Below are 22,688 nucleotides of genomic sequence, written 5' to 3' on the forward strand. Positions count from 1 at the left end.
CTGAAGCCCCTCCCACAAGAGCCAGGCCATGCGAGGGGCTGGCGGCTTTTGTGGGAGGGGCTTCAGCCCCGACGCTTTGGTTTCAGGTCGCGCAAAAAACAAAACGCCGGGGAGTTCCCGGCGTTTTGTTGGGGCGCGTTGAACGCAACTTCGTTAGGTCTGCGCCGCCGGCCCGCCGATCGCGCCGCCCGGACGGTTGTCGTCCTTCGACACCTTGCCCGACTTCGCCCAGTCCGCCGGCGGACCCGGCTCGCGGCCGGCCATGATCGCGTCGATCTGGGTCGCGTCGATGGTCTCGTACTGCAGCAGCGCCTCGGCCATCACGTGCAACTTGTCGAGGTTGTCCTTGAGGATCTGCGAGGTCCGGCCGTAGGCCTTGTCGAGGATGCCGCGCACCACTTCGTCGATCTTGCGCGCGGTCTCGTTGGACACGTTCTTGTGCTGGGTGACCGAACGGCCGAGGAACACTTCGTCCTCTTCCTCGCCGTAGGCGATCGGGCCCATCTCGTCGCTCAGGCCCCACTTGGTGACCATGTTGCGGGCCATCTTGGTCGCGCGCTCGATGTCGTTGGACGCGCCGGTGGTGACCTTGTCGCCGCCGAAGATCAGCTCCTCGGCGACGCGGCCGCCGTACAGCGAGCACAGCTGCGATTCGATCGCCACCCGGTTCATCGAGTACTTGTCGCCTTCCGGCAGGTACATGGTCACGCCGAGCGCGCGGCCGCGCGGAATGATGGTGACCTTATAGACCGGGTCGTGCTCCGGCACGATCCGGCCGACGATCGCGTGGCCGGCCTCGTGATACGCGGTGAGCTTCTTCTCGTCCTCGCTCATCGCCATCGAGCGGCGCTCGGCGCCCATCAGGATCTTGTCGCGCGCCTTGTCGAAGTGCTCCATGCGCACTTCCTTGGCGTTCTCGCGCGCGGCGAACAGCGCCGCCTCGTTGCACAGGTTGGCCAAATCGGCGCCCGAGAAACCCGGGGTGCCGCGGGCGATGGTCATCGGCTCGACGTCCTCGTGCAGCGGCAGCTTGCGCATGTGCACGCGCAGGATCTGCTCGCGGCCCTTGACGTCGGGCAGGCCGACCACGACCTGGCGGTCGAAACGGCCCGGGCGCAGCAGCGCCGGGTCGAGCACGTCGGGGCGGTTGGTCGCGGCGATCACGATCACGCCTTCGCCGCCTTCGAAGCCGTCCATCTCGACCAGCAGCTGGTTGAGGGTCTGCTCGCGTTCGTCGTGACCGCCGCCGAGGCCGGCGCCGCGATGACGGCCGACCGCATCGATTTCGTCGATGAAGATGATGCACGGCGCGTGCTTCTTGGCCTGCTCGAACATGTCGCGCACGCGGCTGGCGCCGACGCCGACGAACATTTCGACGAAGTCGGAACCGGAAATGGAGAAGAACGGCACCTTGGCCTCGCCGGCGATGGCGCGCGCCAGCAGGGTCTTGCCGGTGCCCGGCGGGCCGACCATCAGCACGCCGCGCGGGATCTTGCCGCCGAGCTTCTGGAACTTGGACGGATCGCGCAGGAACTCGACCAGCTCGCCGACTTCCTCCTTGGCCTCGTCGCAGCCGGCGACGTCGGCCAGGGTCACCTTGACCTGGTCCTCGCCCTGCAGCTTGGCGCGCGAACGGCCGAAGCTCATCGCGCCCTTGCTGCCGCCCTGCTGCATCTGGCGCATGAAATAGACCCAGATGCCGATGAACAGCAGCCACGGCAGCACGTTGACCAGGATCATGATCAGCGAGGGGCTGCTCGACGGCGGGGTCTGCTCGGTGACGACCTTGTGGTTGATCAGGTCGTTGATCAGGTACGGGTCGCGCGTGGCGTAGGTGGTGAACTTGCTCTCGTCCTTGCGCGTACCGGTGATCGTGGTGCCATCGTCGGAGATCTTGACCTCCTTGATGCGGTCGTTCTGGACCTGGTTGACGAACTGGTCGTAGGCGAGCACCTCGGTGCCGGCGGTGCGCGGACCGAACGCCTGGAACACCACCATCAGCACGACGGCGACGATCACCCAGAGCAGCAGATTCTTGGCCAAATCGTTCATTTGTTTCCTACCCTGCGGCCCCGCGGGGCCCGTGGCCGCGAACGCCTCTTGCGCCCGCGGTAACTGCCAGATTCTCACACCCACCGCCCCGGTACATCTGCCGGCGGCGGCGCCGTTCACGAACAGGCTCGTTCAGCAAGCCCCGCCTGCCGGGCCTGTCCGGGCGGCCCCGGTCAGGTCGGCGTCGCCCGTTTGCCCTGGGCCAGCGCATAGACCTCCGGCGAGCGCTTGCGCGAGGCCGCCGGCTTGCGGATCGAGACCTTGGCGTAGCGCCGGCGCAGTTCGCGCACGTACTCGTCGAAGCCCACGCCCTGGAACAGCTTGATCAGGAAGGTGCCTTCGACCCTCAGGTGCCGGTCGGCGAAGTCCATCGCCAGCTCCGAGAGGTGCATCGCCCGCGGCAGGTCGACCGCGTCCACCCCGCTCATATTGGGGGCCATGTCGGACAGCACAAGGTCCACGACCTGGCCGTCCAGCGTGGATTCCAGCTGGGCCAGGACCGCATCTTCGCGGAAATCGCCGTGAATGAACTCGACCCCGGCCAGGCCGGGCATGTCCAGGATGTCCAGGGCCACGATCCGCCCGGGCTGTTTCCGCCACAGCCGCTCCATTTCCTGGCGGACCCACTGCGACCAGCCGCCCGGAGCCGCGCCCAGGTCGACCACGACCATGCCCGGCTTGAGCAGGCGGTCGCGCTCGACCAGTTCCTCCAGCTTGTAGGCCGCGCGCGAGCGCAATCCCTCGGACTTGGCCTTCTTCACGAAGGGGTCGGAGAAGTGTTCCTTCAGCCAGCGCTGGCTGGATTTGCTGCGCGTCGCCATGAGCGTGGGGCGCCGGTCCGGATGGGGGGTGGGGGCGCCATGATACCCTGAGCGCCCTTTCCGCTTAGTTCGCGTGTCCCGATGCCGACCCTGTTGACCTCCGCCCAGACCCGTTTCCTGCGCGGACAGGCCCACGATCTCAAGGCCATGTTGCAGGTCGGCGGCAAAGGCGTCACCGATGCCCTGATCGCCGAGATCGACCTGGCCCTGGAGCATCACGAACTGATCAAGGTCAAGGTCGGCGCCGAAGACCGCGAGGCCCGCGACACGTTGATCGCCGACCTCGCCGAGCGCACCGGCGCCGCCCTGGTCCAGCGCATCGGCCATACCGCGGTGCTGTACCGTCCGAGCAAGGACAAGCGCCAGATCGTGCTGCCGCGGGCGTAAGCGGCGGGACCCGCGGGACCCGGGACCCGATGACCTAGTTCCGTGCGATCTTGACGCAACCCGCTGACCTGCCAGCCTTTGCGGGTCCCCGGTCCCCGGTCCCCAGTCCCGAACCCACCGCCATGCAACTGATCCTGGAACGCCCCGACCACGAGTTCTTCCTGCGCGGCGCCGACGGCCGCGCGGCCCTGGTCAACGACCGCCGGCTGGAGCGCAGCTTCATCCTGGCGCCGAATGCGCTGATCGAGGACTGGGCGGTCAGCGACGTGCGCGGGCTGACCCTGGCGGACCTGGAACCCTTGTTCGCGCTGCAGCCGGAGCTGATCGTGCTCGGCTGCGGCGCCACCCAGGCGTTCCCGCCGGCGGCGACCCTGGCCGCCAGCCTGGGCCGCAAGGTCGGCCTGGAATCGATGACCAACGCCGCCGCCGCGCGCACCTTCAACGTGCTCGCCGGCGAGGGCCGGCGCGTGGTCGCCGGATTCGTGCTGGGCGCCTGAATGCGAGCGCCGGCCGGCGTCTCAACTCTGCTTAAGACAAGTCTGGCGGCATCGCTGCTGGCCGGCTGCGCCGCGGACACGCCCGAGCAGCGCTTCGAGCGCTGGCGCGGCGACGGGCGCGAGGCGCAGGTCCGCGCCTATGCCGACCACCTCGCCCGCCACGGCGTCGCCGCGGTCGCGCCGCTTTCGCAGCAGTTGCGCAGCGGGCGCAACTGGCGCTGGTGCGGCGCCGACGAGTTCGCCCTGCCGCCGCGCGCGTCGTGGCCGCGCAGCGTGGCGACCCTGCGCCTGCTGGCCGAACTGCGCGCGGCCGGACTGATCGACGGCGCGCGCATCGTCTCGGGCTACCGCGCGCCCGAGTTCAACCGCTGCGAAGGCGGCAGCCGCCAGAGCCGCCACATGGCCGGCGGCGCCTACGACCTGGAACTGGCCGCCGACACCGACGGCGCCAGGCTGTGCGCGTTCTGGCGCCGGCGCGGCCTCGCCACCGGCTTCGGCCTGGGCTTCTACGACCGCCGCCGCCTGCACGTGGACACCGCCGGCCTGCGCACCTGGGGCGGCGACTACACCCGCAAGACCTCGCCGTGCCTGCGGCCCGGCGCGGTTGGCGCCGGATCGAGCGCGGCGTTATAACGGCGCCGACGCGGCGCAGCGCCGCGATCGCCCGCGCAAGGTGGCGCATGACCCAGGACCGCATCGCACCCGACCTCATCGCACCCGACAGCGCCGCACCCGACGGCGCCGCAACCGCGCCCGCGCTCGTCGCCGGAGACGCGCAAGCGCTGGATGCGCGCGAACGCGATTTCCTGCGCGCCAAGCAATCGAGCGAAGCGCCGCGGGTGCTGTGGTCGTGCGTCGCGCTGGGGGTGGTCTGCTTCGTGCCCGCGATCGTCTTCGATCCGGATTTCCGCAACGTCTGGGCGATCGCCGGAATCTCCGCGGCGATCGGCTTCATGGCCTTGCTCGCCTGGAGCGAATCGCTGGATCAATCCAACCTGCGCGACGACCTCGCCGCCGGAATCAAACTGTGGCGCGAAGGCGTGCTCACCGGCGTCATGGAACGCGACGACGGCGAGAGCTGGCCGCCGATCTACTGCCTCTACATCGCCCTCGACGGCGACGACCCGGAACTGCCGACGCGGTTCTCGGTGCCATGGCACTGCTACGAGGCCGTGCGCACCGACCGGCGCGTGCGCATCGCCTATGCGCCGAAGGCGCTGCGGCTGTTGAACCTGATCGATGGCGACTACCAATACGTCGCGGTGCTTCGACAGTTCGACGAGCATCCGCCGCCGCCGTGAGCGCCACGATCCGCATCGGCGCGGTGCCGCGCCGGATCGTAGCGGCTCCGGCCCGGGTTGCTACTCGGGCCGCTTCTCGCCCGCCTCGCCCTCATCGCAGATGGAGTACTCGTAGCCGGCCGTACGCAGTTGGATGATCGTCATGCTGTTCGGGACATAGGCGATCCGCACCGCGTCGTCGATACGGACCGCGCGGTACAAGGCCTCGTCCGCCTGGAAAATCAGCGGCCGCGACGCCCCCCCGTCGACCGCCACCCACAGGCAGCGCGACGGCGGCCCGCCGTCCGATGAGTCGGTGGGCATCTGCACGATCCGCCCGGTGACGATCAGCTTGATTCCCGCAGCGGCGTCGGCCTCGACCCGGTCGTCGGCATTGGCCGTCACGAACGCTATCAGGCCCAGGCCGCAGACGACGGCAAACGCGATCGCCACGGCCGCGCCCCAGCTCAGGCCTTCGGGCTCCAGGGCGACGACGACGAGGGGAAAGATCCCGCCGATCGACGCCACGCACGCGAGCATCCCGACCAGCCCGCAACCGCCCATCTTGCGCGCCGCGAGCCGGCCGCGTTCGCATTCGCTGAGCGGTTCGGTTTTCGCTGCGCTGGGCGCTGCCGCCATGTCGACGATCCTTGTGCTTTGCGTTGCGCGTCGCCGGCGCGCGATTTGGCGACGCCTCGACGCTTGTGGGAGGGCCTTCAGGCCCGACGCATTCCGCTCAGCCCGCCGCGCCGCGGCCAGCGCTTGCCGTCTGCAACGCCAGCGCGAACGCCAGTTCGCCCGACTCGCCCCACCACGGCACCGCGACTTCCGCACCGCGTTTGCGCAACCGCGCCAACAACCGCAACAACGCGCCGATCTCGCTCTCGCCCCATTGCGGCCCCATCCGGTAATTCAGGATCAGCTCCTCGTCGGAGACGAACACGCCCAAATCCGGCAGCACGCACCCATCTACCTGCGCGGCGCGCAACAACCGGTAGAAGACCTCGATCTCGCCGGACACGACCCGCCGCGCGTCCTGCGGCCCGCGATAGGGTTCTTCGCGATCGTGGACGCGGCTCCAGACGCAGGCCATATCGCGCGATGCGTCGCACGCGCCGGGCAGGCCGAACAGGTACTCCAACGCCATTACCAGCAGCGCGGGCTGGGCGAAGCGCAGTTCTATCTCCGGCAGCGAGCCGTCGTCGTCGTGGAAGTACTCGCCTAGCGCCGGCATCGGCTCATTTCGCCGGCAGGTACAACAACGGATCCACCGGCTTGGCGTTGTAGCGCACCTCGAAGTGCAACTGGTCGCGCGCCGCGCCGCTGCGGCCCATCTCGGCGATCTGCTGGCCGGACTTCACCAACTGGCCTTCGTTGACCAGGCGCTTGCGGTTGTGGCCGTACGCCGACAGCCACTGTTCGTTGTGCTTGACGATGATCAGCTCGCCGTAGCCGACCAGGCCGGTGCCGGAATACACCACCACGCCGTCGGCGGCCGCGCGCACCGGCGTGCCCGGGGCGCCGCCGATGTCGATGCCCTGCTTGGTCGGTTCGTTGGCGACGTAGCGGCCCAGCAGCGGGCCGTCGGCCGGCCAGCGCCAGCGGATGCCGCTGTCGATCGGCGCGGCCGGCGCCGGTGCGGGCGCGCTGGGACGCGAGCCGCCGGAGCCGGCCGAGGACGAACCCGCGGACGACGAACCGCCGCGTCCCGGCGGATACAGCTTCAGGCGCTGGCCCGGATACAGGTTGTACGGCGGCGACAGGCCGTTCCAGGCGGCCAGGTCGGCCATCTGGATGCCGTTGTTGGCGGCGATCCGGTACAGGCCTTCGCCGCGCTGCACGACCACGGTCGCGCCGGGCTTGGCCACCGACGGGCGCTGCGCCGGCGTCGCCGGGCGGCCGCCGCGCGAGCCGCCGCGGGAAGGTTCGCGCACGACCGAACTCGAACAACCGATCAGGGCGAGCGTGGCCAGCAGACAGGCGGCCATCGCCAGGGTCGGGGTTCGGTTGGTCTCGCTCATGATCGTCCTCTTGCCGCGCCGCTCGCCGGGCGCGTGGTGTCGCTGTCTCGATCCGGCCGGCCGTGCAGGCCCGCCGTCCCGCGATGGTGCGCGCCAGTGTCGCCGGACGCGCGCCTCAGCGTTGTGAATGCCAGACCAGCACGGCGATCGCGACCGCCACCACGGCGGTGGCGATCCAGCCGATCGGCTCGATGTAGCGGCGCAGCGCGGCTTCGGCGCGCTCGCCGCCGATGCGGATCGCGAGCGCCAGCAGGTACACCCGCTTGGCCCGGCCGATGAACATGCTGGGCAGGTATTGCAGCATAGGCACGCCGACGATGCCCGACGCCCAGGTGAACACCTTCATCGGGATCGGCATGAAGCCGCCGAGCACCAGGAAGGTGAACACCGCCCACGGCGACTCGACCATCTTGGCCTGGACCGTGGCGATGCCGGCCTCGATCGAGGGCAGCATGCCCAACGCGGCGAACATCGGCTTGAGCGCTTCGAAGGCGTAATGGCCGAGCGCATAGCCGACCACGGCGCCGAGCATCGAGCCGACGATGCTCAAGGTCGCGAACCAGAACGCGCGCTTGGGCTGGGCCACCGACATCGGCGCCAGCATCACCTCGGGCATGATCGGGAAGATGATCGCCTCGATGAAGCTCAGCCCGGTCAGGTAGGCCGGGGCGTGGCGGTGGCGGGCCCAGGAAATGGTGCGCTCGTAGAGCGGTCCGAAGATTTTCAATGCCATGCGGGAAGTCGGCCGAAGAAGCGGCCGCGCGGCCGCTGGATGGTCGGCGGCGGCCGCGCGGCCGCCGCAGGGGGTCAGTCGATCATGCCCGACAGCAGCGGCACGAACACCACCGGCGCGAGCGTGGTTTGGGCGACGTTGCCGTCCGCGTCCTTGCGCAGCTTGAGCAGCGACTGCGAGGACGCGGCGCCGACCGGCGCGACCAGGGTGCCGCCGGGCGCGAGCTGCTCGGTCAGCGCGTCGACCAGCGCCGGCGCCGCGGCGGTGACGATGATCGCGTCGAACGGGCCGTTCTCGGGCCAGCCGATGCGGCCGTCGTCGTGCTTGCTGCGCACGTTCAGGCCGAGCTGGCGAAAGCGCTTGCGCGCGGTGCGCAGCAGCTCGCCGATGCGCTCGACGGTATGCACTTCCAGCCCCAGCGCGGCCAGGATCGCGGCCTGATAGCCCGAGCCGGTGCCGATCTCCAGCACCTTGGCCGGCGGGCCGTCCTCGAACAGCGCCTCGGTCATGCGCGCCACCACCCACGGTTGGGAGATGGTCTGGTTGTGGCCGATCGGCAGCGCGGTGTCCTCGTAGGCGCGCATCGCCAGCGCCTCGTCGACGAACAGGTGGCGCGGCACGGTGCGGATCGCGTTGAGCACGCGCTCGTCGCGGATGCCGGCCTCGCGCAAGCGCTCGACCAGGCGGTCGCGCACGCGCTGCGAAGTCAGGCCGCTGCCGATGGCCTCCGGCTGCAGGCGCATGCGCTGGATCATGCCGCGCTCTCCGCCTTGGGCGCGTCCAGCGACGCGGCCAGGCCGCCGACCCAGCTGGCGACCTGTTCCAGCGCCTGGTAGCGGGTCAGGTCGACATGGATCGGGGTGATCGAGATGTTGCCGGTGCGCACGGCATGGAAATCGGTGCCGGCGCCGGCGTCGGCCTCGGCGCCTGCCGGGCCGATCCACCACCACTGGCGCCCGCGCGGATCGCGCTGCGGGATGCAGGCCTCGGCGCGGTGGCGGTTGCCCAGGCGGGTGACCTCGAAGCCGGCGATCTCGTCCCACGCCAGGTCGGGCACGTTGACGTTGAGGATGGTGTCGGCCGGCAGCGGATCGGTGCGCAGGCGGGCGATGATCTCGACCGCCGCGCGCGCCGCGGTTTCGTAGTGGCGGCCGTCGTGATCGGCCGCGGCCAGCGACATCGCCACCGCCGGCAGGCCGAGGAAGCGGCCTTCCATCGCCGCGGCGACGGTGCCGGAATAGATCACGTCGTCGCCCATGTTGGCGGTGGTGTTGATGCCGGAGACGACGATGTCGGGTTCCAGCTCGAGCATGCCGGCCAGGGCCACGTGCACGCAGTCGGTCGGGGTGCCGTAGACCCGCCAGGTCGTCTCGTCGAGGCGGGCGACCCGCACCGGCATGTCCAGGGTCAGCGAATTGCTCGCGCCGGAGCGGTCGCGGTCGGGCGCGACCACCAGCACTTCGTGCCCGGCCTCGCGCAGTCCCTGGGCGAGGATGCGGATGCCGGGCGCGTCGACGCCGTCGTCGTTGCTGACCAATACGCGCATGAGACTCCGCTGACGGAAAGACAGACGTGGGGGAGCCCCGGATGATACCCGATAGGGCCGCGGGCTTCCCGCGCGGGCGTGTCGCGAGCGGGCCGCGGCCTTGCCTGGCGCGCGTTTCGGCGCGGCGCGGCGGTTCGCCGCGGGCGCGTCGAAGGTGCGCTGCTGCCCGGTTGCGATCTGAGATCGGCGGCACGCGGCGTGCGTATGTATGATGGCCCGAACCCGCCGGAACGCAGGTGATCAGGCACGGCATGGAGTATTGGGACCATATCGATCGAGTGCTGCGCGCTGCGACGTTGGACGAGGTCAAGTCGGTGACCTCGGCCTTTTCCCGCGCGGTCGGCTTCCACAACCACGGCTACGCGACCAAGCTGCGCGAGCCGCTGCCCGGCGGTTCGGATTTCGTCTTCTTCGAGGACTTCGACAGCGACTGGTCGAAGACCTACCCGGCGCTGGCCGCGCCCGACGCCGAGCGCAGCGACCCGCGCATCACCCTCTCGCGCGAGGGCCTGCCCGCGGTGGCCTGGAACTCGCGCGGCCGCACCACCTGGGAACCGCGCCCGCAGCTGTACCAGATCGGCCGCCGCACCCTGATGGCGGCCGGCGAATTCGGCCTGCACGGCGGCATCACCGTGCCGAGCTGGTCGCCGGGCACGCAGTGGTCGTTCACCACCTTCACCGTCAACGCGCTGGCCGATCCGCGCGAACTGGTGCCGACCCTCGGCCAGGCGGTGTATTTCGTCAGCTGCATGCACGCGGCGATGGACCGGCTGCTGCGCCGGCCGCGCCACGCGCCCAAGCTCAGCGAGCGCGAATGCGAGGTGCTGCGCTGGTCGGCGGTCGGCAAGACCTCGTGGGAGATCTCGATGATCCTGCAGATCAGCGAGCGCACGGTGAACTTCCACCTGCAGCAGGTGGCGCGCAAGCTCGGGGTCAAGGGCCGGCGCGCGGCCTGCGCGCGCGCGGTCGCGCTGGGATTGATCGCGTTGTAGCCGTACGCCGCGGCGGCCGGCGCGGGCTTTGCCGAATCGGCCGGCTCGCTGTCGTGCGCGCGCACGTCGTGCGGCGTGCCGCGCGACACCCGCGCCCCGCGCCGATGCCCTGCCACACCTCGACGATCCTCGTTGCGAGGCACGCCGGAATGCATTCGGCCCGGGCCTTTCGCCGCGTCTTTCGCCGCGCCCCGGCGACTGTCACTTCTGACAGGACCGCCCTCGCCCATCGCGCGCAGCGTGATGAACTACGCGTTCGCGGCACCCTCGACTGCGCGCCGACGGCGCGAGGGGACAGCGCAGCGCGTGCCGCGCTTTTCGATCCGCGTGCTCCAATCCGCGCGCTTCAATCCGTGTTTCCCCGGTGACGGCCCGATACCGACGGGCCGCAAGTCCCATGGAAGGGCCGGGGCTTTCTTTTTCCCCGATCGCCGCGCGCCGCCTTCGCCGCGCGGCGATTATCCTGTGCCGATGACGTCCCACCCCGACCGCCCCGAAGACGCCGGCGACGACGACGACGCGGCGCTGTTCCGCGCCGCCATCGGCGAGGTCCGCCGCCTGCCCGAGGCCGCGCTGCCGCCGGCCGCGCCCAAGCCGCGCCCGCGTCCGCGCATGGCTGAGCGCGACGAAGCCCTGGCGCGCGAGGAATTCCGCCACGCCCTCGACGAACAATTGCTGGAAGCCGGCGACGCGCTGAGCTATCGCCGCGACGAACTGCCGCCGAAGGTGTTCGCGCGGCTGCGCCGCGGCGAGATTTCGGCGCAGGAGGAGCTCGACCTGCACGGCAGCCCCGTGCGCGAGGCCGAAGCGCTGCTGCGCGCCTTCCTCAACGACGCGCGCAGCCACGAACTGGGCTGCGTGCGCATCATCCACGGCAAGGGCCGCGGCGGCGGCAACGACTTCCTCGACAGCCGCGGCCTGCCGGTGCTCAAGAACCTGGTCGACCGGATGCTGCGCCAGCGCGCGGACGTGCTGGCGTTCCATTCCGCGCCGCCTGCGCAGGGCGGCACCGGCGCGGTGGTGGTGTTGCTGGCGCGGCCGCAGCGCCGGCGCTGAGCGACGGCGCCGCGACGCGCGACGCGGGCGCGCTCAGTGGGTGGCCTGCGCCACCGCCGCGCCGCGCTTGGGCGGAGGATTGACCCAGACCAGGCCGATGCCGCGGCGACGGGCGATGCGCTCGACCTGAGCGACATAGATCTCATCGCGCGTCAGCGGTGCGGACTGCGGCGCGCCGACCGCGGCCGGCTCGACATAGGCGCTCTTGCTCTGGGTCCCGGCGCAGGCGGCCAGCCCCAGGACGGACAACGACAGGACGGCAATACGCAAGCAGGCGTTCATGGCTCCGGCTCCCTGACGTGTGGGCCCGGACGCGGAATCGAGGCCGGGCGGCAACCGCGTTTTCGCAGCTGTCGATTCGGCTTATACGCCGCCCGTCGGCGCGGGCCAGTGCCGGCATTCACCACCCGACGAGCGGTCGCGCGGCGCGCGCGAATGCGCAATCCAGGGCAAGCGCAAACGCGCGGGAAACCCGTCGGCGGCGGCCTCGGGCCGGTGCGATCCACGCCCGGCGGCCAGCGCAAACCCGCCGTGCGCGGGCGCGACCGCGACGCCGGCCGGATCAGCGCGCGCCGTCGATCGCGCCCAGCTCGGCCAGCACCACGGTGGCGTAGGCGCCGGCCGGCAACACGAAGCCCAGTTCCAGCGCGCCGTCGTCGAGCCAGCGCCACTGCAGCGACTCCGCGCGCAGCCGCAGCGCGCGCCGCTCCTGCTCCAGCCCGGCCGCTTCCAGGCCGGCGCGCAGCGCCAGCGCCTGCTCGTCCTGCAACGCGGCCAGTTCCAGCGCGCGCACCGCGCCGACGCTGCGCAGTTCGCCGCGGCCCCACAGCGGGCCGCTGGGATGGATGTCGCTGCGCGCCAGGCGCTCGGCCAAGGCCTCGCTCCACGGTTCCGGCCCGAACACGCTGCGGCTGCCGGCCAGCGACCACACCTCGCCGTCGAGGCCGGCGCCGTCGCGCAGGCCGGCCCAGCTGCCGTCGCGCACGCGCGCGGCCAGGGCGCGGTTGAACAGTTCCGAACGCGCGGCCGACAACAGCAGGCTGCGCTGCTCGCGGCGCACGCGGCGGCCGGCGAACATCGCCAGCGCGTTGGCGACGTTGTCGCCGTCGCGGCCGAAGCGCTGTTCGCCGAAATAGTTGGGCACGCCGTCGGCGACGATCGCGCGCAAGCGCCGTTCGACCGCGTCGCGCTCGCCGTCCACGTCGCGCAAGGCCAGCACGAAGCGGTTGCCCGCCAACGCGCCGCGCGGCAGTTTCTTCGCATGCCAGTGATGTTCGAGCACGCGCAGTTCGTCGCTTTCCAGCTCGGCCAGCGCCGGCGCCACCCGCTTGGGCAGGTGCACGCTGAAGCGCTGCACGGTCACCGCGTGGCGGTCCTTGAGCCCGGCGTAGCCGATCGCGACCTCGCCCACGCCCGCCCATTGCGCCAGCCGCTTGGCCGCGAAGGCGGTGTTCATGCCGCGCTTTTCCACGGTCAGCAGCAGGTGCTCGCCGCTGCCGCTGGCGGCGAACGACGGCAGTTCCTCGACCCGGAAATCCTCCGGCGCGCTGCGGATGCGCGCGCGCAGCGCCGGCGCGCCGTGCGCGCGCGGCAGCCCGCCCAGGCCGTTGTCGTCGCCGCTCATGCGCCCACCAACAGGCACACGGCCGTCGCCGCGATGCCCTCGCCGCGCCCGGTGAAACCGAGCTTTTCCGAGGTGGTGGCCTTGACGCTGACCGCGTCCACCGCGATGCCCAGGTCCGCGGCGATCGACTCGCGCATCGCCTGCGCGTGCGGGCCGACCTTGGGCCGCTCGCACACCACGGTGACGTCGCAGTTGCCGACCGCGTAGCCGCGCTGCGCGATCAAGTCGTTGCAGTGGCGCAGGAACGCGCGGCTGTCCGCCCCGCGCCAGCGCTCGTCGCTGGGCGGGAAATGCTTGCCGATGTCGCCCAGCGCCAAAGCGCCGAGCATCGCGTCGCACAGCGCGTGCAGCACCACGTCGCCGTCGGAATGGGCGATCACGCCGCGCTCGTGCGCCACGCGCACGCCGCCGAGCATCACGTGGTCGCCGTCGCCGAATGCGTGGACGTCGTAGCCTTGGCCGATGCGGATGTTCATTGTCGAGAAGTGAGTGGAGAGGAGTGAGGAGTGAGCGAAAGCAGGAGCGGCGGTCGAGAAGCGAGTGTAGAGAAGTGAGGAGTGAGCGAAAGCAGGAGCGGGAGCGGCGGAGCGCGCTTTCGCTCGCTCCTCACTCCTCCGCGCTCACTTCTCGCCTTCAATGCCGGCCGATCAGATACTCGGCCAACGCCAGATCCGCCGGCGTGGTGACCTTGAGATTGTCCTCGCGCCCTTCTACCAGCCAAGGCTGGACGCCGCTGCGCTCCATCGCCGAGGCTTCGTCGGTGACGGCGACGCCGGCGCGGGCGGCCTCGGCCAGCGCCGCGGTCAGCGCGCCGCGGCGGAACGCCTGCGGGGTGAACGCGCGCCACAGGCCCTCGCGCGGCTCGGTGCCGACGATGCGGCCGCGGCCGGCGCGCTTGAGCGTGTCGCGCAGCGGCGCGCCGAGGATGGCGCCGTCGGGCGCGGCCTCGGCGGCGGCGATCAGCCGGCCGATGTCCTCGCCGCGCAGGTTCGGGCGCGCGGCGTCGTGGACCAGCACCAGGGCGTCCTCGCCGACCTGCGGCGGCAGCGCACGCAGCGCCGCCAGCACCGAGTCGGCGCGCTCGTTGCCGCCGGTGCAGCGCAGCACCGGCTTGCCGAGCAGTTCGCTCCAGCCCGGCCACAATTCGTCGCCGGCCGACAGCGCGACCATCGCCCCGGCCACGCGCGGGTGCGCGAGCAGCGCGGTCAGCGCATGTTCGATCAGCGGCTTGCCGGCGATGCGCAGGTACTGCTTCGGGGTGTCGCCGCCGAAGCGTTGGCCGCGGCCGGCGGCGGGGAGGACGGCCCAGATCATGCGGTGCTCATCGCGTGGTATCGAAGCCCGGGCCGCCGACGGCGCGTGCGCGTCGCGGAAGCGAAAGCGAAATGGATTCCGGCGTTCGCCGGAATGACGGAGTGTCGGATCGCCGCATCGGGGTATGGGATCGCCACGACCGAGCGTGCAATCGCCGCGACGAGGGATCGAACCGCCGCCTCGGGCCGCGAACCGCAGCGGCGCGCCGCGCGATCGCGACGATGGAACGCGGCATCGCGACGAGCGGGCCAGGCAGCGCAGCGACGGCGCGCCGCCCGGCTCAATGCTGCACCGGCGCCGGCATCGGATGCGGTTCGGGCGTCGACGGCGGGACCTCGGTCGGCGGCTCGTCGACCTGCTCTTCCAGCGACGGCTCCTCGTCGGCCGCATCCTGGCCTGCGGCGGCGCCGTTCTGCACCGCGTTGACCGCGGCCGCGGCGTTCGGGCCCGGCGGCTGCGGCCTGGCCTCGACCACGCGATAGAAGGTCTCGCCGGGCTTGATCATGCCCAGCTCGCTGCGCGCGCGCTCCTCCACCGCCGCCTCGCCGGACTTGAGGTCCTCGACTTCGGCGGCGAGCGCGTCGTTGCGTTGCTGCAGCCCCTGGTTCTCGCGGGTCTGCCCGTCGACCTGGGCCTGCAGCGCGGCGACGCTGCCGCCGCCTCCGCCGCCGGCCCACCACAGCCGGTACTGCAACGCGGCCAGCAGCGCCAGCAGCGCCAGCGCCACCACGCCCAGCCACGCCTTGCGCGACTTCTCGGCCATACCGGTTCCGTCGGCCGCGCCTTAGCGGCGCAGCGAGACGAACGCGTCGCGGCCGGCGTAGCGCGCCGCCGAGCCCAGTTGCTCTTCGATGCGCAGCAGCTGGTTGTACTTGGCCACGCGGTCGCTGCGGCACAGCGAGCCGGTCTTGATCTGGGTCGCGGTGGTGGCGACCGAGATGTCGGCGATGGTGGTGTCCTCGGTTTCGCCGGAGCGGTGCGAGACCACCGCGGCGTACTTGGCGCGGTCGGCCATGGCGATGGCTTCCAGGGTCTCGGTCAGGGTGCCGATCTGGTTGACCTTGATCAGGATCGCGTTGGCCACGCCCTTGTCGATGCCTTCGGCGAAGATCTTCGGGTTGGTCACGAACAGGTCGTCGCCGACCAGTTGCACCTTGTTGCCGATCTTGTCGGTCAGCAGCTTCCAGCCGTTCCAGTCGTCCTCGGCCATGCCGTCCTCGATGGTCACGATCGGGTACTGCGCGGCCCAGTTGGCGAGGAAGTCGACGAACTGTTCGCTGGTCAGGCGCTTGCCTTCGCCGACCAAGTGGTACTTGCCGTTGTCGTAGAACTCGGTGGACGCCACGTCCAGGCCCAGCAGGATGTCCTCGCCGGCCTTGTAGCCGGCCTTGCCGATCGCTTCCAGGATGGTTTCCAGCGCCTCTTCATTGCTGCGCAGGTCCGGGGCGAAACCGCCCTCGTCGCCGACCGCGGTGCTCAGGCCGCGGCCCTTCAGCACCGACTTGAGCGCGTGGAACACCTCGGCGCCGGCGCGCAGCGCCTCGGCGAAGTTCGCCACGCCGACCGGCAGGATCATGAATTCCTGCAGGTCGACGTTGTTGTCGGCGTGGGCGCCGCCGTTGATGATGTTCATCATCGGCACCGGCAGCACCGGCGCGCGGTCGCCGGCGAGGTACTTCCACAGCGGCAGCTTCTTGCTCGCCGCCACCGCATGGGCGTTGGCCAGCGACACGCCGAGCAGCGCGTTGGCGCCCAGGCGGCCTTTGTTCTCGGTGCCGTCCAGGTCGATCATGCGCTTGTCCAGCGCGGCCTGGTCGGTCGCGTCCAGGCCCTTGAGCGCCTGGGCGATGGTGGTGTTGACGTTCTCCACCGCCTTGCGCACGCCCTTGCCCAGGTAACGGGTCTTGTCGCCGTCGCGCAGTTCCACGGCTTCCTTGCTGCCGGTGGAGGCGCCGGACGGGACCATCGCGCGGCCGAAGCTGCCGTCGGCCAGGGTCACTTCGGCTTCCAGGGTCGGGTTGCCGCGGCTGTCGAGGATTTCGCGGGCGTGGATCTGGGTGATCGAGGTCATGTCGGAGGGGTCAGCGAGGGTGGGAAGTGGGAAGAGTCGAGGAGCGGGCCAGGCCAACGATAGCCGAGATCGCGGCGCGCGCCTGCGGGCTGTTGCCCCAGCAACTGGCGCGCAGCATACCGGCGACGTCGGCGCAGATGCGCGCCGGGTCGGCCCCGGCGAGCGCGTTCAGCGAGCCGTAGCCCGCCTGCTCCAGGCGCGCGATCACGGTTTCGCCGACGCCCTTGAGGGCGAGCAGGCGCTGGCGTTCGGATTCGGAAAAGGCCATCGGCGCCGGCTCAGGCGCGCCGCCGCGCGCGTGGGCGGCGGCTGCAATGGCGGGAAACACTGAAAATCGCGGCCGCGGCATGGGCCGCGGCCGCTTCGGCGGTCGGATCGGGCCGCGCTGGGTCGGGCATCAGAAATCCTGCTCCAGGAACCCGTTCTTCTTGGTGATCCGGTCGAGCTCGACCAAGGTCTCCAGCAGGCCGCGCATCTTCGGCAGCGGCACCGCGTTGGGGCCGTCGGACAGCGCTTCTTCGGGTTTCGGGTGGGTTTCCATGAACACGCCCGACACGCCGACCGCGATCGCCGCGCGCGCCAGCACCGGCACGAACTCGCGCTGGCCGCCGGACTTGCCGTCCATGCCGCCGGGCAGCTGCACCGAATGGGTCGCGTCGAACACCACCGGGCAGCCGGTGTCGCGCATCACGCTCAGCGAGCGCATGTCGCTGACCAGGTTGTTGTAGCCGAAGCTGGCGCCGCGCTCGCAGGCCATGATCGCCTCGTTGCCGGTCGCCTTGGCCTTGGCGGTGACGTGCTTCATCTCCCACGGCGACAGGAACTGGCCCTTCTTGATGTTGACCGGCTTGCCGGCGCGCGCCACGTTCTGGATGAAGTCGGTCTGCCGGCACAGGAACGCCGGGGTCTGCAGCACGTCGACGACCGAGGCGACCTCGGCCATCGGCGTGTATTCGTGCACGTCGGTCAGCACCGGCACGCCGATCTGGCGCTTGACCTCGGCCAGCACCTTCAAGCCTTCCTCCAGGCCCGGGCCGCGGAAGCTCGTCGCCGAGGTGCGGTTGGCCTTGTCGAAGCTGGACTTGAAGATGAAGGGAATGCCGAGCGCGGAGGTGATCTCCTTGAGCTGGCCGGCGACGTCGAGCTGCAACTGCATCGATTCGATCACGCAGGGGCCGGCGATCAGGAAGAACGGCTGGTCCAGGCCGACATCGAAGCCGCAGAGTTTCATCGCTTGTTTCCTAGGTTCATGGTTGCGCGCTCGCGCGTGCGCGGGGGAAATCCGGGTCCGACGGCCATCCAATGGGTGCTGCCAGCGGCCGGCACAAGCATGGAGGTCATGGCCGCGGCTTGCCGGCGCGCTGCGCGCGCGCGACCCCGGCCAGCCACATGGCCGCGCCGATCAGCGCCAGCGGCACCGCGATGCAGGCGACGACCAGCGCCAGCGGGAAGAACACCGTGCCGTAATTGTCCAGGCCATCGCCGAGGATGAGCTGGTACGCCACCAGTCCGGCCAGCAGTACGCCCAGGGCGAGCAGCATCAGCCACTTGCCGGCGCTGCGCGCGCCGTCGCGGGCAGGCCGTCCCGACGCCGGAGCGGCCTGCGCGGTCTCCGCCGGATCGGACGAGCCGGGCGGAGGAGGTTTCAACCCTTGACCTCGCGCAACAGCTTGCCGCCGGCCTTGGCCTCGCGCGCGGCGCGGACGAAGCCGATGAACAGCGGATGGCCGTCGCGCGGCGTGGACAGGAATTCCGGGTGCGCCTGGCAGGCCAGGAACCACGGGTGCTGGCTGCGCGGCAGCTCGACCATCTCCACCAGCAGGTCGTCCATCGACTTGGCGGCGATCACCAGGCCGGCGTCTTCCAGTTGGGTACGGTAGCGGTTGTTGAACTCGTAACGGTGGCGGTGGCGTTCGCCGACCACGTCCTTGCCGTACAGCTCGCGCGCCAGGGTACCGGGCTTGATCCGCTGGTCCTGCAGGCCCAGGCGCATGGTGCCGCCGAGGTCGCTGGCTTCGCTGCGGCGCTCGACTTCGCCGGTGGCGGTGCGCCATTCGGTGATCAGGCCGATCACCGGATGCGGGTTGTGCTTGTCGTTCTCGGTGCTGTTGGCGCCGTCCAGGCCGACCACGTGGCGGGCGTAATCGACCACCGCGGCCTGCATGCCGTAGCAGATGCCGAAGTACGGCACCTTGTTTTCGCGCGCGTACTTGGCGGTGGCGACCTTGCCCTCGAAGCCGCGGTCGCCGAAGCCGCCGGGCACCAGGATGCCGTCGACGCCGGCCAGCGCGTCCACGCCGTGGCGCTCGACTTCGCTGGATTCCAGCCACTTCAGCTGGACCTTGGTGCGCTGGCGCAGGCCGCCGTGCTTGAGCGCCTCGGCCAGCGACTTGTACGCGTCCTGGTGGTCGATGTACTTGCCGACCACGGCGATGGTGACTTCATCGACCGGATGGGTGGTCGCGTCGACGACTTCGTTCCATTCGGCCAGATCGGCCGGGCCGGCCTGGATGCGCAGGCGGTCCAGGACGATCGCGTCCAGGCCCTGCTCGTGAAACCACTGCGGCAGCTTGTAGATGTTGTCCAGGTCGACGGCCGAGATGACCGCCTTTTCCGGCACGTTGGTGAACAGCGCGATCTTGCGGCGCTCGCTGTCGGGCAGCGGCTGCTCGCTGCGGCACAGCAGCACGTCGGGCTGGATGCCGATCGAGCGCAGTTCCTTGACCGAATGCTGGGTCGGCTTGGTCTTGAGCTCGCCGGCGGCGGCGATGAACGGCACCAGGGTCAGGTGCATGAACAACGCGTGCTCGGGGCCCCGCTCGGTGCGCAGTTGGCGGATCGCCTCGAGGAACGGCAGCGACTCGATGTCGCCGACGGTGCCGCCGACCTCGACCAGGGCCACGTCGAAGCCTTCGGTGGCTTCCACGATCAGGCGCTTGATCTCGTCGGTGATGTGCGGAATTACCTGCACGGTGCCGCCGAGGTAGTCGCCGCGGCGTTCCTTGCGGATCACGTTCTCGTAGATCCGGCCGGTGGTGATCGAGTTCTTGCGGCTCAGCCGCGTGCGCAGGTAGCGCTCGTAGTGACCCAGGTCGAGGTCGGTCTCGGCACCGTCGTCGGTGACGTAGACCTCGCCGTGCTGGAACGGGCTCATGGTGCCCGGGTCGACGTTGATGTAGGGGTCGAGCTTCATCATCGTCACGCGCAGACCGCGCGCTTCGAGGATGGCCGCCAACGAGGCCGCCGCGATGCCCTTGCCAAGCGAGGACACCACGCCGCCGGTGACGAAGATCAGGGGAGTCATGGATTTTGCAGCCGCTGGAAAGCCGCAGTTTACAGGTTGGCGCGTGAACCCGCGACTGCTTGACACCGGCGCGGGCCGTGGTGAAGCCGCGCAAAGCCTTGCACGGCAAGGGTTTGCGCGGGTTCCGCGAATCCGGGCGGAATCGGTGCGGCGCAGCATCGGCCGCAACCGGCCGGTCGCGGCGGCCCGCGCCGAAGGTCGGCTCCGGCGCCCGGACGATGTCCCGGCGGCGCAGCCTCAAGCGGTCTTGGCGGCGGGTTTCGGCCACGCCCGCCAGGACAGGCGGCAGCCCTGCACGATTCCGACCGCCAGCGCCATGGCCGCCCACACGAACAAGGTCAGGCCGTCCACCAGGTCGAGCACGTCCAGATTCCCGGCGATCGTATCGGCCACATCGCCGCTGATCCCCAGGTACATCTCCCAACCGACCGCCAGCAACAGCAGCGCCGGGACCAGGAACAGGTAGCGGCGCGCCACCGCGCCCGCGCAGACGCCGGTCGGCAGCAAGAGCAGCAGCAGCGTCGTCGCGGCGAACAGACCGCCGCCGCTGAACGGTCCGTCCCATCCGGACAACAGGGCCGCCAGCGTCAGCTGCATGCCCACGGCCTGGATCGCCAGGCCGGCCAACGCGCCTGCGACCGCGAAGATTGCGTTCTTCATCCCACCCTCCCCGATCCGTCGAGATGGCCCGATCGTAGGCCGGCGCGTCGTCTCGCGGCGGGCGCTGTGGCAAGCGCCGCTCAAGTAGCCCCAGCCTCATCCCCAAGGTCGAGGATTCCGCTACCGGCGCCCGGCCGAGCCGGCCGACGAGCGCCGCGGATGCGACGGCTCAGGCCAGCGCCGCGCCCTTGTCCGCCAGCAACTCGCGCAGGATCGAGCGGTGGCAGTGCGATTCGTCCTCGCAATAACAGCCCACCGACAAATCGCTGCCGTGCGACATCGCCGCGAGCAGCTCCAGCGCGTGCTGCGCGTCGTGCCCCTTCATTTCGGCCTTGTACTTGCGCACGAACGCGTTCCACTGCGCCGGCGTCCGCGCGGCCTGGGCCTGCTTCATCGTCTCCAGGCTCGGCGCGAGGGTCGGAAACCACACGTCGTACCAGTCCTGTTTGGCGAATTCCGACTTGGGCACGCCGCGCGGCGGACGCCGCACGGTGCCGATGCGCAAGCCTTCGCGCGGGCCGCGCACGGTGCCGAGTCGAACGATGCGGATCGCCATGAAGGACTCCTGTCGCGGCGCCTCGGCGCCGCCGTGGATCGGATCACTCCAGCGGTTCGGTGACCGCCAGGATCGGCCCGAGCTTGCCGCGCCGGTCGGCGCGCTTCAACTGCGGCGCATACAGCGACGACAGCGTGCCGTCCAGGTACAGCGCGTCCTGGCAACCGAGTTCCTCGCGGAAATAGCGCGCGAATTCGTACAGGCTGACCTTGTCGTCGCTGATCGCCCAGATCACTTCGTCGCCCTTCACCCCGACGCCGTTGCGCCGGTGGCGCGAGCGCGACTGCGGGTCCAGCGCCGGATGGATGCGCCCGCCCGCGACTAGCAACGGGCCCGACTGGGTCGCCAGCCGCGCGCTGTCGGCGAATCTGGGATAGCGCGAGGCTTCGATCACCCGCGGTTTGCCGTCGCGGTCGAGCAGGAACACGCCGTTGGGCTTGAGATAGAAATTGCCCTCGCCGGCGCGCAGGTTCAGCGGCGCGCGCTCGCGCCCGTCGGCGACGAACAGGCCGACCGGCGAATAGTCCGGCTCGAACATGCCCGCGTTCATCGCCAAGCGCAGGCGCTGGCCGCGCGCCCGCAGCCAGGCGTCGAGCGTCTTGAAACGATGGAACGGGCGGCCGCGCTCGTCGTCCCAGTACAGCGCCAGCGGCTGGCTGCGCGTGTCGACCCGCAGCACCGTGTAGCGCGGCTCGCGCGCAGCCGCGGGCAGGCCGAGCAGCGAGGCCAGGGCGAGGCAGAAGCAGGCGGCGGCGCGGCGCATCGAGCGGTATTCCAGGTGAGATTGGCACCATCCTAGCCGCAGTAGCCACAAAGGCTCAGTTCCGCGCCGGCGCCACCCATTTCCATCGGCGCGCAAGCCGGTACCCCATTGAAATGCCCAACGCCAGGCATGCATTGCACCACAGCACCTGCGGCGCTCGTTCGATCACACCGCTCATGAACGTGCCGGTGCCGCCCTTGATCTCGGGCCACTGGAGCACATTGATCAGCAACAGCCATCCCACCGTGGACAGCAAAAGCGCCGGCACGAGCAGATAACGACCGGAAATCAAACCCGACATGAAACCGATCGCGGCGACGACCAACGTGAACACTCCCAGCGATCGCCATCCGAAGGTCTCGCCCTCGTCTATCGGCACCATCGACAGCACGGCCCACGACAAGCCGACCCAGACCAGCGCCAGCCCGACCGCCACGCGCAATATCGCTATCACCATGTTCTTCATGACGAATCTGCCCGGATACCACCGGCCCGGCAGGCCGGTTCGACAGATCGATCCTAGCGCCGCGCCTGGCGCAACGAACTTCCGCGGCAAGCCGAAAAACAAAAGTAGCGCCGATCGATACCAAGCGGATCGCCGCGCTCCCCGGCAGGAGCGAATCGCGCTTGAATCGCCTAATCCGGCGTAACGTCGGCGCCCTCTTACGCTGGGCGCCGAAAAAGAAAACCCCGGCCGATCGGGCCGGGGTTTATGAATTTCACGGCGGCGGCGACCTTTCGACGCTGCCATAAGGACAGGCTTACTTGTTGCCCTCTTCCTCCGGCTCGACCCCGCGGTCGCCGGACTTCTGCCGCTTGTCGGCTTCGGCCTTCTTCTTGGCCTCGGCCTTCTTCGCGTCTTCGGCCTTCTTGGCCTCCTCGGACTTCGGGTCGGCCTGCGGACCCTGCTGAGCGAACGCGCTCGGCGCGACCAGCACGGCCAGGGCCGCGACCACGGCGGCGGGGAGCAGCAGCTTGCGGATCTTCATGGCATACCTCCGAAAAGTGGAA

General features: G+C 70.3%; 28 protein-coding genes and 1 pseudogene. 6 read left to right on the forward strand and 23 right to left on the reverse strand.

The features are described from left to right. Nucleotides 1-153 precede the first annotated feature (153 nt). Together ftsH and rlmE are read right to left on the reverse strand one after the other, a co-directional pair. Nucleotides 154-2,052 (reverse strand): ATP-dependent zinc metalloprotease FtsH, encoded by a 1,899-nt coding sequence (gene ftsH / locus RDV84_RS24655; RefSeq protein ID WP_057946833.1) that lies wholly within the window; start codon nucleotides 2,050-2,052, stop codon nucleotides 154-156. 173 nt (nucleotides 2,053-2,225) lie between these two features. Beyond that, nucleotides 2,226-2,873, reverse strand: a complete 648-nt coding sequence (gene rlmE / locus RDV84_RS24660) for a 23S rRNA (uridine(2552)-2'-O)-methyltransferase RlmE (RefSeq protein WP_309151955.1) — start codon at nucleotides 2,871-2,873, stop codon at nucleotides 2,226-2,228. Nucleotides 2,874-2,954: 81 nt separating this feature from the next. Between rlmE and yhbY the strand changes: the two genes are divergently transcribed. The 4 genes from yhbY (at nucleotide 2,955) to RDV84_RS24680 (ending at nucleotide 5,058) form a co-directional block, all read left to right on the forward strand. Continuing rightward, a complete protein-coding gene (yhbY, locus tag RDV84_RS24665) occupies nucleotides 2,955-3,260 on the forward strand; it encodes a ribosome assembly RNA-binding protein YhbY (protein WP_123649054.1) in 306 nt (101 codons plus the stop codon). 122 nt (nucleotides 3,261-3,382) lie between these two features. After that, the gene (locus tag RDV84_RS24670) at nucleotides 3,383-3,757 is read left to right on the forward strand and encodes an Mth938-like domain-containing protein (RefSeq protein ID WP_057946830.1); all 375 of its coding nucleotides are present in this window, start codon (nucleotides 3,383-3,385) and stop codon (nucleotides 3,755-3,757) included. Beyond that, nucleotides 3,758-4,390, forward strand: a complete 633-nt coding sequence (locus RDV84_RS24675) for a D-Ala-D-Ala carboxypeptidase family metallohydrolase (RefSeq protein WP_309151956.1) — start codon at nucleotides 3,758-3,760, stop codon at nucleotides 4,388-4,390. It begins immediately after the preceding gene. Further along, entirely contained in the window at nucleotides 4,342-5,058 is a 717-nt protein-coding gene (locus RDV84_RS24680) for a hypothetical protein (protein ID WP_309151957.1), read from the forward strand. Before RDV84_RS24675 ends, RDV84_RS24680 begins: the two co-directional genes overlap by 49 nt. Nucleotides 5,059-5,118: 60 nt before the next feature. Here RDV84_RS24680 and RDV84_RS24685 read toward each other — a convergent pair whose 3' ends face one another. The 6 genes from RDV84_RS24685 to surE all read right to left on the reverse strand — a co-directional run bounded on the left by RDV84_RS24685 (nucleotide 5,119) and on the right by surE (nucleotide 9,337). Then, nucleotides 5,119-5,676, reverse strand: coding sequence for a hypothetical protein (locus tag RDV84_RS24685; protein WP_309151958.1), 558 nt, complete (start codon nucleotides 5,674-5,676; stop codon nucleotides 5,119-5,121). 97 nt (nucleotides 5,677-5,773) lie between these two features. Continuing rightward, nucleotides 5,774-6,271, reverse strand: a complete 498-nt coding sequence (locus tag RDV84_RS24690; RefSeq protein WP_309151959.1) for a hypothetical protein — start codon at nucleotides 6,269-6,271, stop codon at nucleotides 5,774-5,776. Nucleotides 6,272-6,275: 4 nt separating this feature from the next. Further along, on the reverse strand, nucleotides 6,276-7,058 hold the full coding sequence (locus RDV84_RS24695; RefSeq protein WP_425606186.1) for a peptidoglycan DD-metalloendopeptidase family protein: 783 nt from the start codon (nucleotides 7,056-7,058) through the stop codon (nucleotides 6,276-6,278). A gap of 115 nt (nucleotides 7,059-7,173) precedes the next feature. After that, nucleotides 7,174-7,785 (reverse strand): YqaA family protein, encoded by a 612-nt coding sequence (locus tag RDV84_RS24700; RefSeq protein WP_057950021.1) that lies wholly within the window; start codon nucleotides 7,783-7,785, stop codon nucleotides 7,174-7,176. A gap of 80 nt (nucleotides 7,786-7,865) precedes the next feature. Further along, nucleotides 7,866-8,546 carry a protein-L-isoaspartate(D-aspartate) O-methyltransferase gene (locus RDV84_RS24705; RefSeq protein ID WP_057946824.1) on the reverse strand — a complete coding sequence of 227 codons (681 nt, stop codon included), beginning with the start codon at nucleotides 8,544-8,546 and terminating at the stop codon, nucleotides 7,866-7,868. Continuing rightward, nucleotides 8,543-9,337, reverse strand: a complete 795-nt coding sequence (surE, locus tag RDV84_RS24710; RefSeq protein ID WP_309151960.1) for a 5'/3'-nucleotidase SurE — start codon at nucleotides 9,335-9,337, stop codon at nucleotides 8,543-8,545. Before surE ends, RDV84_RS24705 begins: the two co-directional genes overlap by 4 nt. 236 nt (nucleotides 9,338-9,573) lie before the next feature. Between surE and RDV84_RS24715 the strand changes: the two genes are divergently transcribed. Together RDV84_RS24715 and RDV84_RS24720 are read left to right on the forward strand one after the other, a co-directional pair. After that, entirely contained in the window at nucleotides 9,574-10,329 is a 756-nt protein-coding gene (locus RDV84_RS24715) for a helix-turn-helix transcriptional regulator (protein WP_269433009.1), read from the forward strand. Nucleotides 10,330-10,800: 471 nt separating this feature from the next. Further along, complete coding sequence (locus tag RDV84_RS24720) at nucleotides 10,801-11,385, forward strand: Smr/MutS family protein (protein ID WP_057946821.1); 585 nt, start codon at nucleotides 10,801-10,803, stop codon at nucleotides 11,383-11,385. 33 nt (nucleotides 11,386-11,418) lie between these two features. Here the strand turns inward: RDV84_RS24720 and RDV84_RS24725 are convergent, their stop codons facing one another. From RDV84_RS24725 to RDV84_RS24795, 15 genes and pseudogenes are all read right to left on the reverse strand, one after another. Continuing rightward, complete coding sequence (locus tag RDV84_RS24725) at nucleotides 11,419-11,667, reverse strand: hypothetical protein (RefSeq protein ID WP_057946820.1); 249 nt, start codon at nucleotides 11,665-11,667, stop codon at nucleotides 11,419-11,421. Nucleotides 11,668-11,947: 280 nt separating this feature from the next. After that, on the reverse strand, nucleotides 11,948-13,009 hold the full coding sequence (gene truD / locus RDV84_RS24730; RefSeq protein WP_309151961.1) for a tRNA pseudouridine(13) synthase TruD: 1,062 nt from the start codon (nucleotides 13,007-13,009) through the stop codon (nucleotides 11,948-11,950). Continuing rightward, the gene (gene ispF / locus RDV84_RS24735; protein WP_057946818.1) at nucleotides 13,006-13,485 is read right to left on the reverse strand and encodes a 2-C-methyl-D-erythritol 2,4-cyclodiphosphate synthase; all 480 of its coding nucleotides are present in this window, start codon (nucleotides 13,483-13,485) and stop codon (nucleotides 13,006-13,008) included. Before ispF ends, truD begins: the two co-directional genes overlap by 4 nt. A gap of 157 nt (nucleotides 13,486-13,642) precedes the next feature. Beyond that, entirely contained in the window at nucleotides 13,643-14,323 is a 681-nt protein-coding gene (ispD, locus tag RDV84_RS24740; protein WP_250444050.1) for a 2-C-methyl-D-erythritol 4-phosphate cytidylyltransferase, read from the reverse strand. A gap of 379 nt (nucleotides 14,324-14,702) precedes the next feature. Next, nucleotides 14,703-15,064 (reverse strand): annotated as a pseudogene (ftsB, locus tag RDV84_RS24745) (cell division protein FtsB); the annotation flags it as partial. Between the two features lie 43 nt (nucleotides 15,065-15,107). Then, nucleotides 15,108-16,394 carry a phosphopyruvate hydratase gene (eno, locus tag RDV84_RS24750; RefSeq protein WP_078999001.1) on the reverse strand — a complete coding sequence of 429 codons (1,287 nt, stop codon included), beginning with the start codon at nucleotides 16,392-16,394 and terminating at the stop codon, nucleotides 15,108-15,110. Between the two features lie 10 nt (nucleotides 16,395-16,404). Then, complete coding sequence (locus RDV84_RS24755) at nucleotides 16,405-16,662, reverse strand: Pathogenicity locus (RefSeq protein WP_057946815.1); 258 nt, start codon at nucleotides 16,660-16,662, stop codon at nucleotides 16,405-16,407. Nucleotides 16,663-16,791: 129 nt separating this feature from the next. Then, complete coding sequence (gene kdsA, locus RDV84_RS24760) at nucleotides 16,792-17,625, reverse strand: 3-deoxy-8-phosphooctulonate synthase (protein WP_057946814.1); 834 nt, start codon at nucleotides 17,623-17,625, stop codon at nucleotides 16,792-16,794. Nucleotides 17,626-17,731: 106 nt separating this feature from the next. Beyond that, a complete protein-coding gene (locus RDV84_RS24765) occupies nucleotides 17,732-18,043 on the reverse strand; it encodes a hypothetical protein (protein ID WP_309151962.1) in 312 nt (103 codons plus the stop codon). Further along, entirely contained in the window at nucleotides 18,040-19,698 is a 1,659-nt protein-coding gene (gene pyrG / locus RDV84_RS24770; protein ID WP_309151963.1) for a CTP synthase, read from the reverse strand. The genes RDV84_RS24765 and pyrG overlap by 4 nt, the downstream gene beginning before the upstream one ends. 237 nt (nucleotides 19,699-19,935) lie before the next feature. Further along, nucleotides 19,936-20,358, reverse strand: coding sequence for a hypothetical protein (locus RDV84_RS24775; protein ID WP_309151964.1), 423 nt, complete (start codon nucleotides 20,356-20,358; stop codon nucleotides 19,936-19,938). A gap of 169 nt (nucleotides 20,359-20,527) precedes the next feature. Next, nucleotides 20,528-20,914 (reverse strand): DUF488 domain-containing protein, encoded by a 387-nt coding sequence (locus tag RDV84_RS24780; RefSeq protein ID WP_309151965.1) that lies wholly within the window; start codon nucleotides 20,912-20,914, stop codon nucleotides 20,528-20,530. 43 nt (nucleotides 20,915-20,957) lie between these two features. After that, the gene (locus RDV84_RS24785) at nucleotides 20,958-21,677 is read right to left on the reverse strand and encodes a phosphodiester glycosidase family protein (protein ID WP_309151966.1); all 720 of its coding nucleotides are present in this window, start codon (nucleotides 21,675-21,677) and stop codon (nucleotides 20,958-20,960) included. A 55-nt stretch (nucleotides 21,678-21,732) separates the two neighbouring features. Further along, the gene (locus RDV84_RS24790) at nucleotides 21,733-22,143 is read right to left on the reverse strand and encodes a hypothetical protein (protein WP_078998987.1); all 411 of its coding nucleotides are present in this window, start codon (nucleotides 22,141-22,143) and stop codon (nucleotides 21,733-21,735) included. A 295-nt stretch (nucleotides 22,144-22,438) separates the two neighbouring features. Next, nucleotides 22,439-22,666, reverse strand: a complete 228-nt coding sequence (locus tag RDV84_RS24795; RefSeq protein WP_057946807.1) for a hypothetical protein — start codon at nucleotides 22,664-22,666, stop codon at nucleotides 22,439-22,441. Nucleotides 22,667-22,688 lie beyond the last annotated feature (22 nt).

This window comes from Lysobacter yananisis (assembly GCF_031199375.1).
Lineage (GTDB): Bacteria > Pseudomonadota > Gammaproteobacteria > Xanthomonadales > Xanthomonadaceae > Lysobacter > Lysobacter yananisis.

What these genes read in the sequence shown, in the direction of transcription:
- RDV84_RS24725 (WP_057946820.1), bottom strand. Translation starts at nt 11,667, where the DNA reads ATGAACGCCTGCTTGCGTATTGCCGTCCTGTCGTTGTCCGTCCTGGGG.
- yhbY (WP_123649054.1), top strand. Translation starts at nt 2,955, where the DNA reads ATGCCGACCCTGTTGACCTCCGCCCAGACCCGTTTCCTGCGCGGACAG.
- kdsA (WP_057946814.1), bottom strand. Translation starts at nt 17,625, where the DNA reads ATGAAACTCTGCGGCTTCGATGTCGGCCTGGACCAGCCGTTCTTCCTG.
- RDV84_RS24690 (WP_309151959.1), bottom strand. Translation starts at nt 6,271, where the DNA reads ATGCCGGCGCTAGGCGAGTACTTCCACGACGACGACGGCTCGCTGCCG.
- pyrG (WP_309151963.1), bottom strand. Translation starts at nt 19,698, where the DNA reads ATGACTCCCCTGATCTTCGTCACCGGCGGCGTGGTGTCCTCGCTTGGC.
- rlmE (WP_309151955.1), bottom strand. Translation starts at nt 2,873, where the DNA reads ATGGCGACGCGCAGCAAATCCAGCCAGCGCTGGCTGAAGGAACACTTC.
- ftsH (WP_057946833.1), bottom strand. Translation starts at nt 2,052, where the DNA reads ATGAACGATTTGGCCAAGAATCTGCTGCTCTGGGTGATCGTCGCCGTC.
- RDV84_RS24670 (WP_057946830.1), top strand. Translation starts at nt 3,383, where the DNA reads ATGCAACTGATCCTGGAACGCCCCGACCACGAGTTCTTCCTGCGCGGC.
- RDV84_RS24780 (WP_309151965.1), bottom strand. Translation starts at nt 20,914, where the DNA reads ATGGCGATCCGCATCGTTCGACTCGGCACCGTGCGCGGCCCGCGCGAA.
- ispF (WP_057946818.1), bottom strand. Translation starts at nt 13,485, where the DNA reads ATGAACATCCGCATCGGCCAAGGCTACGACGTCCACGCATTCGGCGAC.
- eno (WP_078999001.1), bottom strand. Translation starts at nt 16,394, where the DNA reads ATGACCTCGATCACCCAGATCCACGCCCGCGAAATCCTCGACAGCCGC.
- RDV84_RS24695 (WP_425606186.1), bottom strand. Translation starts at nt 7,058, where the DNA reads ATGAGCGAGACCAACCGAACCCCGACCCTGGCGATGGCCGCCTGTCTG.
- RDV84_RS24720 (WP_057946821.1), top strand. Translation starts at nt 10,801, where the DNA reads ATGACGTCCCACCCCGACCGCCCCGAAGACGCCGGCGACGACGACGAC.
- RDV84_RS24790 (WP_078998987.1), bottom strand. Translation starts at nt 22,143, where the DNA reads ATGAAGAACATGGTGATAGCGATATTGCGCGTGGCGGTCGGGCTGGCG.
- RDV84_RS24755 (WP_057946815.1), bottom strand. Translation starts at nt 16,662, where the DNA reads ATGGCCTTTTCCGAATCCGAACGCCAGCGCCTGCTCGCCCTCAAGGGC.
- surE (WP_309151960.1), bottom strand. Translation starts at nt 9,337, where the DNA reads ATGCGCGTATTGGTCAGCAACGACGACGGCGTCGACGCGCCCGGCATC.
- RDV84_RS24795 (WP_057946807.1), bottom strand. Translation starts at nt 22,666, where the DNA reads ATGAAGATCCGCAAGCTGCTGCTCCCCGCCGCCGTGGTCGCGGCCCTG.
- RDV84_RS24705 (WP_057946824.1), bottom strand. Translation starts at nt 8,546, where the DNA reads ATGATCCAGCGCATGCGCCTGCAGCCGGAGGCCATCGGCAGCGGCCTG.
- RDV84_RS24685 (WP_309151958.1), bottom strand. Translation starts at nt 5,676, where the DNA reads ATGGCGGCAGCGCCCAGCGCAGCGAAAACCGAACCGCTCAGCGAATGC.
- RDV84_RS24785 (WP_309151966.1), bottom strand. Translation starts at nt 21,677, where the DNA reads ATGCGCCGCGCCGCCGCCTGCTTCTGCCTCGCCCTGGCCTCGCTGCTC.
- ispD (WP_250444050.1), bottom strand. Translation starts at nt 14,323, where the DNA reads ATGATCTGGGCCGTCCTCCCCGCCGCCGGCCGCGGCCAACGCTTCGGC.
- RDV84_RS24675 (WP_309151956.1), top strand. Translation starts at nt 3,758, where the DNA reads ATGCGAGCGCCGGCCGGCGTCTCAACTCTGCTTAAGACAAGTCTGGCG.
- RDV84_RS24775 (WP_309151964.1), bottom strand. Translation starts at nt 20,358, where the DNA reads ATGAAGAACGCAATCTTCGCGGTCGCAGGCGCGTTGGCCGGCCTGGCG.
- truD (WP_309151961.1), bottom strand. Translation starts at nt 13,009, where the DNA reads ATGAGCGGCGACGACAACGGCCTGGGCGGGCTGCCGCGCGCGCACGGC.